This is a genomic window from Mesorhizobium sp. M4B.F.Ca.ET.143.01.1.1 (genome assembly GCF_004792275.1).
GTDB classification, from domain to species: Bacteria; Pseudomonadota; Alphaproteobacteria; order Rhizobiales; family Rhizobiaceae; genus Mesorhizobium; species Mesorhizobium abyssinicae.
Genome location: NZ_SRSR01000007.1, coordinates 445,315 through 456,063, shown reverse-complemented (window position 1 = coordinate 456,063; position 10,749 = coordinate 445,315). Strand labels below are relative to the sequence as shown.

Annotated in this window: 11 protein-coding genes; all 11 read right to left on the bottom strand. The window is 66.3% G+C overall.

Annotation, left to right across the window (positions count from 1 at the left end; genetic code table 11):
• Positions 1-255 precede the first annotated feature (255 nt).
• Positions 256-651, bottom strand: a complete 396-nt coding sequence (locus EN786_RS20380; RefSeq protein ID WP_127285415.1) for a RidA family protein — start codon at positions 649-651, stop codon at positions 256-258.
• A 49-nt stretch (positions 652-700) separates the two neighbouring features.
• Positions 701-1,849, bottom strand: a complete 1,149-nt coding sequence (locus tag EN786_RS20375) for an acyl-CoA dehydrogenase family protein (protein ID WP_127285416.1) — start codon at positions 1,847-1,849, stop codon at positions 701-703.
• A gap of 210 nt (positions 1,850-2,059) precedes the next feature.
• Positions 2,060-2,872, bottom strand: a complete 813-nt coding sequence (locus tag EN786_RS20365) for an enoyl-CoA hydratase family protein (RefSeq protein ID WP_127285417.1) — start codon at positions 2,870-2,872, stop codon at positions 2,060-2,062.
• Entirely contained in the window at positions 2,869-3,339 is a 471-nt protein-coding gene (locus tag EN786_RS20360; RefSeq protein ID WP_127285418.1) for a MarR family transcriptional regulator, read from the bottom strand. Before EN786_RS20360 ends, EN786_RS20365 begins: the two co-directional genes overlap by 4 nt.
• On the bottom strand, positions 3,333-4,106 hold the full coding sequence (locus EN786_RS20355) for an SDR family NAD(P)-dependent oxidoreductase (RefSeq protein ID WP_135908767.1): 774 nt from the start codon (positions 4,104-4,106) through the stop codon (positions 3,333-3,335). Before EN786_RS20355 ends, EN786_RS20360 begins: the two co-directional genes overlap by 7 nt.
• A complete protein-coding gene (locus EN786_RS20350) occupies positions 4,103-6,397 on the bottom strand; it encodes a bifunctional salicylyl-CoA 5-hydroxylase/oxidoreductase (protein WP_127309009.1) in 2,295 nt (764 codons plus the stop codon). Before EN786_RS20350 ends, EN786_RS20355 begins: the two co-directional genes overlap by 4 nt.
• A 127-nt stretch (positions 6,398-6,524) precedes the next feature.
• Entirely contained in the window at positions 6,525-7,124 is a 600-nt protein-coding gene (locus EN786_RS20345) for a VOC family protein (protein WP_127285421.1), read from the bottom strand.
• Positions 7,125-7,193: 69 nt separating this feature from the next.
• On the bottom strand, positions 7,194-8,024 hold the full coding sequence (locus EN786_RS20340; RefSeq protein WP_127285422.1) for an ATP-binding cassette domain-containing protein: 831 nt from the start codon (positions 8,022-8,024) through the stop codon (positions 7,194-7,196).
• Positions 8,017-8,898 carry an ABC transporter ATP-binding protein gene (locus EN786_RS20335; protein ID WP_135908765.1) on the bottom strand — a complete coding sequence of 294 codons (882 nt, stop codon included), beginning with the start codon at positions 8,896-8,898 and terminating at the stop codon, positions 8,017-8,019. Before EN786_RS20335 ends, EN786_RS20340 begins: the two co-directional genes overlap by 8 nt.
• Positions 8,895-9,743: an ABC transporter permease gene (locus EN786_RS20330; protein ID WP_127285424.1), complete on the bottom strand. Its 849-nt coding sequence runs from the start codon at positions 9,741-9,743 to the stop codon at positions 8,895-8,897. Before EN786_RS20330 ends, EN786_RS20335 begins: the two co-directional genes overlap by 4 nt.
• Positions 9,736-10,743 (bottom strand): ABC transporter permease, encoded by a 1,008-nt coding sequence (locus EN786_RS20325; RefSeq protein ID WP_127309010.1) that lies wholly within the window; start codon positions 10,741-10,743, stop codon positions 9,736-9,738. Before EN786_RS20325 ends, EN786_RS20330 begins: the two co-directional genes overlap by 8 nt.
• Positions 10,744-10,749 lie beyond the last annotated feature (6 nt).

The following is a 10,749-nucleotide window of genomic DNA, read 5'->3' as shown; positions in this document are numbered from 1 at the left end:
CGGGGTCGATGGAACGGCGGACGAAGACCCTCGCTCTCCCACGGGCTTCAAGGCCCAAAGATGCTCCGGTCTCTCGTCCGCCACCGCACCTGCTGCAATAGCAGAGTCGGCAAGGGACAAGTTACAAGGATGCCGGCAGGCAGGTGAGGGGCGGCGCCGACATCTGAACATTAGCAGTCCCAAGATGGGCAGCAGGTGGATTGCTTGCCGTTGATGGAGGCCGGCCAAGCAGAGCCGAAGCTTCAGTCCGAAGCCTCACTCCGGTATGACCGCCGTCGCCTGGATCTCCACCTTGGCGCGGTCCTCGACCAGCGCCATCACCTGCATGGCGGCCATGGCCGGGAAGTGTCGGCCGATGACCGCGCGGTAGGCCTCGCCGATCCCCTTGAGGTTGGCGAGATACTCGGCCTTGTCGGTGAAATACCAGGTCATCGAAGTGATGTGATGCGGCTCGCCGCCCGCTTCGGCCAGCACCGCGACGATGTTGGCGAGCGTTTGGCGTACCTGGCCGGCGAAATCGTCGGTCTCGAACCGGCACTCGGCATTCCAGCCGACCTGGCCGCCGACGAACACCAGCCGGCCGCGCGCGGCGACGCCGTTGGCGTATCCGATGGGCTTTGCCCAGCCTTCCGGCTGCAGGATGGTGTGCATGACTAGACTCCCCCTAATTCAAATGCGGTTTGCAGGGCATGGACCAATTTCACGCCGCTCCCATCACTTGCCGCGCGATCACCACCTTCTGCACGTCGGATGCCCCTTCATAGATGCGCAGCGCACGGATCTCGCGATAGAGGCTTTCGACGATGTGATCCTTGCGCACCCCGTCGCCGCCATGCAGCTGCACGGCCGTGTCGATCACCTCCTGCGCGCGGTCGGTGGCGAACAGCTTGGCCATCGCCGCCTCGCGGGTGACGCGGGGGGCGCCCATGTCCTTGGTCCAGGCGGCGCGGTAGACGAGAAGCGCCGCGGCGTCGACGTCCAGCGCCATGTCGGCGATGTGGCCCTGCACCATCTGCAGGTCCGCCATCGGCGCGCCGAACAGTTCGCGCTCTGCGGCGCGACTGACGCTCTCGTCCAGGGCACGACGGGCGAAACCGAGTGCCGCGGCACCCACGGTCGAGCGGAACACGTCGAGCACCGACATGGCGATTCGAAAGCCGTCGCCGGGCTTGCCGATCAGCGCAGAAGCGGGGACGCGGGCGTTGTCGAATGACAGTCGCGCCAGCGGGTGTGGGGCGATCGTCTCCAGCCGCTCGGCGATGCTCAGGCCTGCGGTCGCGGCCGGCACGATGAAAGCGGAAATCCCCTTGGCGCCAGGCGCCTCTGCGGTGCGGGCAAAGACGATGTAGAGATCGGCGATGCCGCCATTGGAAATCCAGGTCTTCTCGCCGGTCAGCAGATAATCGTCGCCGTCGCGCGTGGCCGTCATTTCCATGTTGGCGACGTCCGATCCGGAGCGCGGTTCCGACAGCGCGAAGGCCGAGATCGCCTTGCCGGCCCGCGTCTGGTCCAGCCAATGCTGTTGTTCCGGCGTGCCGAACAGGCTGAGCGCGCCGGTGCCGAGCCCCTGCATGGCAAAGGAAAAGTCGGCCAACCCGTCATGGCGGGCCAGCGTCTCGCGCGTGATGCACAGCGTGCGCACGTCGAGCGGTCCGGGATTGTCCGTGTCGAGCGCCGTCGGCTTCAGCCAACCGTCACGGCCGAGCTTAGCCACCAGCTCCCGGCAGGCGGCGTCGACATCGTGATGGTCGACCGGCAGGTTCTTCGCGCACCAGGCGTCGAGCTGGTCGGCGAGCTGGCGATGGCGCTCCTCGAAGAAGGGCCAGTTGAGGAATGAACGGTCAGGCATAGCGAAAGCCTCCTGCGTCGCGTTCCTTCACACCCCCCTCTGTCCTGCCGGACACCTCCCCCGCAAGGGGGGAGATCAGCTGAAAGCTATGCTTTCGCCAATCACCGGCATTGCAGGATGGGCGGCGGCGTGGAGGCAGCCAATCTCCCCCCTTGCGGGGGAGATGGCCGGCAGGCCAGAGGGGGGTGCCTGGGCGAAAACCATTCATCGCTAATTCCCCTCGAACACCGGCTTTTCCTTCGCCACGAACGCCTTGTACGCCCGCTCGAAATCGCCGGTCTGCATGCAGATCGCCTGCGCCTGCGCTTCCGCCTCGATCGCCTGGTCGAGCCCCATCGACCATTCTTGGTTGAGCTGCGTCTTGGTGATGCCATGCGCGAAGGTCGGGCCGGCGACGATGCGTGCCGCCAGGTCGAGCGCGTCGGCCTCGAGCGTGGCCGGCTCCACCAGCCGGTTGTAGAAGCCCCAGCGCTCGCCCTCGGCCGCGCTCATGGTGCGGCCGGTGTAGAGCAGCTCGGCGGCGCGGCCCTGGCCGATGATGCGCGGCAGGATCGCGCAGGCGCCCATGTCGCAGCCGGCAAGACCGACGCGGGTGAACAGGAAGGCGGTTTTGGCTTCCGGCGTGGCGATGCGGATGTCGGAGGCCATGGCGATGATGGCGCCGGCGCCGACCGCCACGCCGTCGACAGCGGAAATGATCGGCTTGCCGCAGTTGAGCATCGCCTTGACGAAGTCACCGGTCATGCGGGTGAAGGCGAGCAGCGCCTTCATGTCCATCTTGACCAGCGGACCGATGATGTCGTGGACATCGCCGCCCGAGCAGAAATTGCCGCCATTGGGCAGGAACACCACGGCGTCGACATCGTCGGCATAGACGAGATCGCGAAACGTGTCGCGCAACTCGGCATAGCTGTCGAAGGTCAGCGGGTTCTTGCGCTCGGGGCGGTCGAGCCGGACCCTGGCGACCTTGCCTTCGACATCCCAGAGAAAATGCCTGGGCTTGAGATTGGCCATGGCGCTCATTCGCGTCCCTCCCAATTGCTGCGGAACGAAGTCAGCATGCCGGTCAGCCGGCGCGCCTCTTCCTCACTGACGTTGCCGAGCAGTTCGCCGACCCAATTCTCATGCGCGGCGGCGATCTCCGCGAATGCCTTCGAGCCGTCCTCGGTCAGCCGCACCATCGAGGTGCGGCGGTCGCCGTTGCGGCGCGCCCGCGTCACCAGCCCTTCCGACACCAGCCGGTCGACGATGCCGGTGACATTGCCGTTCGACACCAGCAGGAAGCGCGACAGGTCGCTCATCAGCATGCCTTCGGGCGACCGGTAGAGCGCCGCCATCACGTCGAAGCGTGGCAGCGTGGTGTTGAATTCCGTCTTCAGCCGTTCGCGCAGTTCGGCCTCGATCGTGCGCGAGGCGCGCAGCAGCCTGATCCACAGGCGCAGCCTGTCCTTGCCGGGACCGGAGTGCGTAGGCAGCGGACCGGCTACCATGTCTCGCCTCCCGAAACCGAGATCGCCTGTCCGGTGATCGAGCGGGCGGCGTCGCCGCACAGCCACAACACCGCTTCGGCGACCTCCTCAGGCTGGATGAAGCGCCCTTGCGGGTTCGTCGCCGCAAGGCTTGCGCGTGCTTCATCGGCAGCCCGGCCGGTCTTGTCGACGATGCGCTGGATGGACTGCTCCAGCATCTCCGTGTCGACGAAGCCCGGGCAGACGGCATTGACGGTGACGCCGGACTTGGCGGTTTCGGCTGCGAGCGCCCGCATCAGGCCGACGACGCCGTGCTTGGCCGCGACGTATGGGGCCACGTAGGCGTAGCCCTTCAGCCCGGCGGTCGAAGCGACGAAGACGATGCGTCCCGCCTTGCGCGCCAGCATGCCGGGCAGGGCCGGCTTCACCGTCAGGAATGCGCCGGTGAGGTTGACGTCAAGCGTGCGCTGCCAGTCAGTGAGCGAAGTCTTGTGCGCCGGCGCGCTGCCGGCCATGCCGGCATTGGCGACGACGATGTCCACCGGCCCGCGCGCGGCCCCCGCCTTTTGGTAGGCGTCCGTTATCTCGGCTTCGTTCGTGACATCGGCCGCGAGGCCAAAGATGCGATCATTCTCCTTCGCGACTTCGGCAAGCGCCGCCTCGCGCCGCCCGCAAATGGTGACGTTGGCGCCCGCTTCCGCCAGCGCCAGTGCGATGGCTCTGCCGACGCCTGAGCCGCCGCCAGTGACCAGCGCGTGCCTGCCGGCGATTGCTTGAGCCGCGCTCATACTTTCAGCCCCGCGGCCGCCTCTCGCTCGGCCAGCCGGTAGAGCTGGTCGCGGCCCGGCAAATAGGGATCCGGCCATTTGACGCCGCGGTCGCCGAGCGCCACCGCCGCATGCAGCGTCCAGTAGGGATCGGCGAGATGCGGCCTGGCCAGCGCCACCAGATCGGCGCGGCCCGCCATCAGGATCGAGTTGGCATGGTCCGGCTCATAGATGTTGCCGACCGCCATCGTCGCCATGCCGACCTCGTTACGGATGCGGTCGGAGAACGGCGTCTGGAACATGCGGCCGTAGACGGGTTTTGCCGCGATCGAGGTCTGCCCGGCCGACACGTCGCAAAGGTCGACGCCAGCCTCATGCAGCAGTTTTGCGATCTCGACCGCGTCGGACGGGGTGACGCCCTCGATGCCGACCCAGTCATTGGCTGAAATGCGCATCGAGATCGGCTTTTCCGCCGGCCACACCGCGCGCACCGCGCGGAAGACTTCCAGCGGATAGCGCATGCGGTTCTCCAGCGAACCGCCATAGTTGTCGGTGCGCCGGTTGGTCAGCGGCGTGATGAAGGAGGAGAGCAGGTAGCCATGCGCGGCATGGATTTCCAGCATGTCGAAGCCGCAGCGGGCTGCCATCTCGGCAGAGGCGACGAACTCACCGCGCACCCTGTCCATGTCGGTGCGATCCATCGCCTTCGGCACCTGGTTCTCGGGTGACCACGCCACGGCCGATGGCGCCATCACCGGCCAGTTGCCTGAGGGCAGCGGCACGTCCGTTCCCTGCCAGCCGACGCGGGTCGAGCCCTTGGCGCCGGAATGGCCGATCTGGGCGCAGATTTTTGCCTCGGTCTCGCTGTGGACGAAGTCGACCAGCCGCTTCCAGGCCGCCTCATGTTCGGGCGCGTAAAAGCCTGGGCAGCCGGGCGTGATGCGCCCTTCCGGGCTGACACAGGTCATCTCGATGTAAAGCAGTCCGGCGCCACCCTTGGCGCGCTCCGCGTAGTGCGAAAAATGCCAATCGGTCGGGCAGCCGTCGACGGCCTTGTACTGCGCCATCGGCGACACGACGATGCGGTTGTTGAGCGCCATGTCGCGTAGCTTGAATGGCGCGAACATCGGCGCCCGGCGCTGCCTGTTGCCGCCGGCGCCCGCCTGGCGCTGGAACCATTCTTCGGCGCCACCCAGCCACTCGGCGTCGCGCAACCTAAGATTCTCGTGGCTTATGCGTTGCGAGCGGGTGAGCAGCGAATAGTTGAACTGCACCGGATCAAGGCCGAGATAGCGCTCGACCTCCTCGAACCATTCCAGCGAGTTGCGCGCCGCCGACTGCAGTTTCAGCACCTCGGTGCGCCGCGCGTCTTCGTACTTGCGGAATGCCGCCTCGAGGTCGGGCTCGGACTCGACATAGTCTGCCAGCGCAACGGCGCTTTCCAGCGCGAGCTTGGTGCCCGAGCCGATCGAGAAATGCGCCGATGCCGCCGCATCGCCCATCAGCGCCAGGTTCTTGTAGGACCAGCGCTCGCACAGCACGCGCGGGAAGTTGATCCAGGCCGAGCCTCTGATGTGGTTGGCGTTGGTCATCAGCGCATGGCCGCCGAGATGCTTGGCGAAGATGCGTTCGCAGACCGCGATCGATTCCTGCTGCGGCATCGCGCCGAAGCCGAAGCGATCCCAAGTCTGCTCGCTGCATTCGACGATGAAGGTCGCGGTCTCGCTGTCGAACTGGTAGGCGTGTGCCCACACCCAGCCATGCTCCGTCTTCTCGAAGATGAAGGTGAAGGCGTCGTCGAACTTCTGGTTCGTGCCCAGCCACACGAATTTGCATTTGCGGGTGTCGATATCGGGCTTGAAGATTTCGGCGAAGGCGCCGCGCGCTTTCGAGTTCAGCCCGTCCGCCGCCACCACCAGATCGTGCGCTTCCATGAACGGCCTGGGGTCGGCGATATCGGTTTCGAACTGCAGCTTGATGCCGAGCTCGTGTGCCCGCCGCTGCAAGAGGATCAGGAGGCGCTTGCGGCCGATGCCGCAGAAGCCGTGTCCGGAGGAGACGGTGCGCACGCCGTCATGGATGACGGCGATATCGTCCCAATAGGCGAAATGCTTCTTGATCCAGACCGCGCTGACCGGATCGTTGCGGCTGAGGTTATCGAGCGTCTCGGCCGACAGCACCACGCCCCAGCCGAAGGTGTCGTCGGCGCGGTTGCGCTCGAACACCGTCACCTCATGGCCGGCGTCGCGCAGCTTCATCGAGATGGCAAAGTAGAGCCCGGCCGGTCCGCCGCCGAGAACCGCAACCTTCATGCCTGCGATCTCCTCTTCGCTTCCGGGGCCGCCACGCGGTCCCGGTTCCCAGTATCGCGCCGAAGCGAAATTATTTCAAGCTTGAAGTTTCATGATTGAATAATTGCCTGCGCGCCCTGCGGATCGGTCACTTGGCCGGATCCTTCGGGCTCCACAGCACCGTCTCGGCGCCTTTCTCGTAGGCCATGCCGTCGGGATAGCTGATCGCTTCGAGCTGCAGCCCCCAGGGCGCCTGGAAATAGAGGATGGTCTGGCCGGCGGCCGGCCCTTCCTTGACCGGCAGCGGCCCCATGCGCGTCTTGACGCCCTTGCCGTCGAGGTAGGCCTTCGCGGCGGCGACGTCGTCGACATAGAGGGCGATGTGGAAGCCGCCGATGTCGCTGTTCTTCGGCGTCAGGTCCTTCTGGTCGGGCGCGGTGTATTTGAACAGCTCGATGTTCGATCCGTAGCCGCAGCGGATCTGCGTGATCTCCTCGATCACCGCCTTCGGGTCGACACCGAGCAGATCCTGCATGAACGTGCCCTTGTCGTCGGCGAACGGGCCGAACGCCATCGCCTTCTTGCAGCCGACGACATTGGTGAAGAAATCGACGGCCTGCTTCATGTCGGGCACGGTGATGCCTGTGTGGTCGTGGCCGCGCATGCCGGGGATCGAATCTGCCGCGGCCGCTCCCATTGAGCCGAGCAGGATTGCGGCAAGCAGCGCGCCGCGCTTTGCGAAGTTCATGTCACCCTCCATTCGCGGGCTGACCTGAAGACGCACATCCGAGGCCCGCTGTTCGGCGTGCGGAGAGGTCTATGCCGAAGCCTTTTCGGGTGGTCGCAGCCAGTCCGGATCGATCTCGGGCAGCGGGATGGCGGCGAGCAGATCGCGGGTGTAGGCCTGCTTCGGATTTTCGAACAGCGCATCGGTGGCGCTGGCCTCGACGATCCTGCCCTCGCGCATGACGATGACCTGCTGGCAGAGCCGCCTTATCACTGACAGATCGTGGCTGATGAAGGCTACCGTCAGCCCCATTTCGGCCGCCAGTTTTTCCAGCAGGGTCAGGATCTGCGCCTGCGTCGACACGTCGAGGCCGGAGACGATCTCGTCGGCCAGCACGAATTTCGGCGACAGCGCCAGCGCTCGCGCGATGCCGACGCGCTGGCGCTGGCCGCCCGAGAGCTGGTGGCGGTAACGGCTGGCGAAATTCTGCGGCAGGCCGACCCGCTGCAGCGCTTCCGCCACGCGTTCCTTCAGCCTGTCGCCGAGGCCGTTCTGCCTCAGCGGCGCGGCAATGATGTTGAAGATCGTATGGCGCGGGTTGAGCGACGACATCGGGTCCTGGAAGATCATCTGCAAGTCGCGACGCAGCGGCCTCAGTTCGGCTTCCGACAGATTGCTGATGTCGCGGCCTTCGAAGCTGATCGAGCCGGCGCTCGGCTCCAGCAGCCGCACCAGGGTACGGCCGAGCGTCGACTTGCCCGACCCGGACTCGCCGACAATGCCAGTCACCGATCCCTTCGGCAGGTCGAAATCCAGCCCTTTCAGGATCTCGGCCAGCGGCGCCCTTCCGATCAGCGGCTTGCGCGTCATGTCGGGCAGCGCCACCTTCAGCCCGCGTACGCAGAACACCGGCTCAGCCATGGCCTGGCCTCCAGGACTGGTCGGCGGCAGCGATCTCCGCTGCCAGCCCGGCGAGCACGGTTTCGTCCACCGGCTTCAGCGATGCGTAGGGGTCGGTGTAGCGCGGCGTCGCCGCGATCAGCGCCCGCGTGTACGGATGCCGGGGTGCTGCGAAGAGCTCGGCGGTGTCGGCTTCCTCGACCACCTTGCCGGCATAGAGCACCGACACTTTCTGGCTGATCTTGGCGACGACGCCGAGGTCGTGGGTGACGAACAGGATCGCCGTGCCGTGGTCGCGCTGCAGTTGCGCGATCAGCCGCAGGATTTGCTTCTGCACCGTCACGTCGAGCGCCGTCGTCGGCTCGTCGGCGACAATCAGCCTCGGCTCGGCGGCGAAGGCTGCCGCGATAAGCACGCGCTGGCGCATGCCGCCGGACAGTTCGTGCGGATAGCTTTTCAGCACGCGCTCGGGGTCGCGTATCTGCACCTCGTCGAGCAACTGGCGGATGCGGCTGTCGGCTCGCTCGCCGCTCCAGCCGAGGATGCGGACCAGCCTGTCGGTCATCTGCGGGCCGATGCGGCGCGACGGGTTGAGCGCGGTCAGCGGATCCTGCGGGATCAGCGCCGTGCGGGCGCCGATCAAATTGCGCCGCACCTTGGGCTGCAGGGCGCCGAGATCCTCGCCTTCCAGCAGCATGTCGCCTTCGACGACGCGCACGCTGGTCGGCAGCACGCCGAGCACCGCCTTGCCGATCATCGTCTTGCCGGCGCCGCTTTCGCCGACCAGCGCGCGCACCTCGCCCGGCTGGACGGACAGCGACATCGAGCGCAGCACGCGCTGGCCGTTGGGCAGCACGGCGCTCAGCGAGCGGATGTCGAGACAGGCCGCGCTCATCGCAGCACCGGATCGAAGCGCGCCTTCAGCGCTTCGCCGAACTGGCTGAAGGACAGCACGGTGAGGATCAGCGTGATCAGCGGAAACACCAGCACCCACCAGGCCTGGTGGATCGACAGCCGGCCTTCGGCGATGATGCCGCCCCAGGTCGGATCGTCGGTCGAGATCGACAGGTTGACGAAGGACAAGATCGCCTCGACGATGACGGCGATGCCCATCTCCAGCGACAGCAGCGCGACAATCGAGGGCAGCACGTTGGGCAACACCTCGCGCAGCATGATGCCGATACGGCCATAGCCGGCGATGCGCGCGCTTTCGACATAGTCCATGCGCGCCTGGCCCATCGCCTCGGCGCGGATGACCCGGCAGAAGCGCGTCCAGTCGATGACGGCGATGGCGATGATGACGGAGCTGAGGCCGGTGCCCAGCACCGCCACCAGAAGGATGGCGAACAGCACCGGCGGGAAGGCCATCCAGATGTCGACGATGCGCGAGATGATGCGATCGGCCCAGCCGCCGAAATAGCCGGCGATCAGCCCCAGTGCCGAGCCGACCAGGCAAGCGGCCGAAGCGGCGGCGAAGGCGACGATGAAGGCGATGCGGCCGCCGAAGATCAATCGTGAGAGGAGATCGCGGCCGAGGCTGTCGGTGCCCAGCCAATAGCCGGGCTCGGCTCCATCAAGCCAGAAGGGCGGCAGGCGCTCCAGCATCAGGTCCTGCGCGAGCGGGTCCTGCGGCGCGATCAGCGGCGCAAGGACTGCCGCCAGCAGCGCGAGCAGCAGCCAGCCGCCGGCCAGCCAGAGCCTCGGGCTCGATCCGCTTCGGGAGATGCGGGCGTCATCCATGGCGCAGCCTCGGATTAAGCAGCGCGTACATCATGTCGACCGCGAGGTTGATCAGCACGAAGAGCAGCGCAAAGACCAGCACGATGCCCTGGATCAGCGGCAGGTCGCGGTTGATGACGGCGTCGATCGCCATGTTGCCGAGGCCCTCGTAGGAGAACAGCCGCTCGACGATGACGGTGCCGCCGATGAGGAAGGTGAACTGCACGCCGACCAGCGTCAGCGTCGGCAGCGCAGCGTTTTTCAGCGCTTCGCGCAGGATGACCTGCGTCTCCGAAAAGCCCTTCACGCGCGCCAGCACGACATAGTCGAGGTCGAGTACTTCCTTCAGCGACTGTTTCAGCAATTGCGCGATGATCGCGGCCAGCGGCAGCGCCAGCGCCACGGCCGGCATCAGCATGTGCTTGAGCAGGTCCCAGGTGAGATCGAAGCGGAGCCGAAGCAGGCTCTCGACGAGATAGAACTGGGTGACGAAGGGCAGGTCGAGCTGCGGCGACACCCGCCCGGAAATGTCGAAGACCGGGACAAGGACGCCGAACAGCAGGATCAGCACCAGTCCCCACAGGAAATCGGGGATGGAGAGCGCCGTGCCGCTGGCGATGTCGATGCCGGCCTCGACCGCCGTGCCGCGCTCGCGCGCCCCGAGGATCGCCGCCGTGCCGCCGATCGCCACCGCCATCAGAAGCGCCACGGTCGCAAGCTCCAGCGTCGCCGGCAGCCTGTCGAAGACCAGCCCCAGCACATCCTGCCGCAGCGATATCGAGGTGCCGAAATCGCCGCGCAGGACGCCGCCGAGCCAGATGAAGAACTGCTGCACGATGGTCTTGTCGAGCCCGTAGAGCGCCCGCAGCCGCGCGATGTCCTCATCGCTGGCGCCGGGCGGCAACATCATCGCGATCGGGTCACCGGGCGCCACCCGGATGACGACGAAGACGACCACAGCCACGCCGAACAGCGTGACCAGCATGGTCAGCAGACGAACGAGGAATCTTTGCAGCAGCATCAGCCT

What these genes read in the sequence shown, in the direction of transcription:
- EN786_RS20380 (WP_127285415.1), bottom strand. Translation starts at nt 651, where the DNA reads ATGCACACCATCCTGCAGCCGGAAGGCTGGGCAAAGCCCATCGGATAC.
- EN786_RS20375 (WP_127285416.1), bottom strand. Translation starts at nt 1,849, where the DNA reads ATGCCTGACCGTTCATTCCTCAACTGGCCCTTCTTCGAGGAGCGCCAT.
- EN786_RS20360 (WP_127285418.1), bottom strand. Translation starts at nt 3,339, where the DNA reads ATGGTAGCCGGTCCGCTGCCTACGCACTCCGGTCCCGGCAAGGACAGG.
- EN786_RS20335 (WP_135908765.1), bottom strand. Translation starts at nt 8,898, where the DNA reads ATGAGCGCGGCCTGTCTCGACATCCGCTCGCTGAGCGCCGTGCTGCCC.
- EN786_RS20325 (WP_127309010.1), bottom strand. Translation starts at nt 10,743, where the DNA reads ATGCTGCTGCAAAGATTCCTCGTTCGTCTGCTGACCATGCTGGTCACG.
- EN786_RS20350 (WP_127309009.1), bottom strand. Translation starts at nt 6,397, where the DNA reads ATGAAGGTTGCGGTTCTCGGCGGCGGACCGGCCGGGCTCTACTTTGCC.
- EN786_RS20365 (WP_127285417.1), bottom strand. Translation starts at nt 2,872, where the DNA reads ATGAGCGCCATGGCCAATCTCAAGCCCAGGCATTTTCTCTGGGATGTC.
- EN786_RS20340 (WP_127285422.1), bottom strand. Translation starts at nt 8,024, where the DNA reads ATGGCTGAGCCGGTGTTCTGCGTACGCGGGCTGAAGGTGGCGCTGCCC.
- EN786_RS20330 (WP_127285424.1), bottom strand. Translation starts at nt 9,743, where the DNA reads ATGGATGACGCCCGCATCTCCCGAAGCGGATCGAGCCCGAGGCTCTGG.
- EN786_RS20345 (WP_127285421.1), bottom strand. Translation starts at nt 7,124, where the DNA reads ATGAACTTCGCAAAGCGCGGCGCGCTGCTTGCCGCAATCCTGCTCGGC.
- EN786_RS20355 (WP_135908767.1), bottom strand. Translation starts at nt 4,106, where the DNA reads ATGAGCGCGGCTCAAGCAATCGCCGGCAGGCACGCGCTGGTCACTGGC.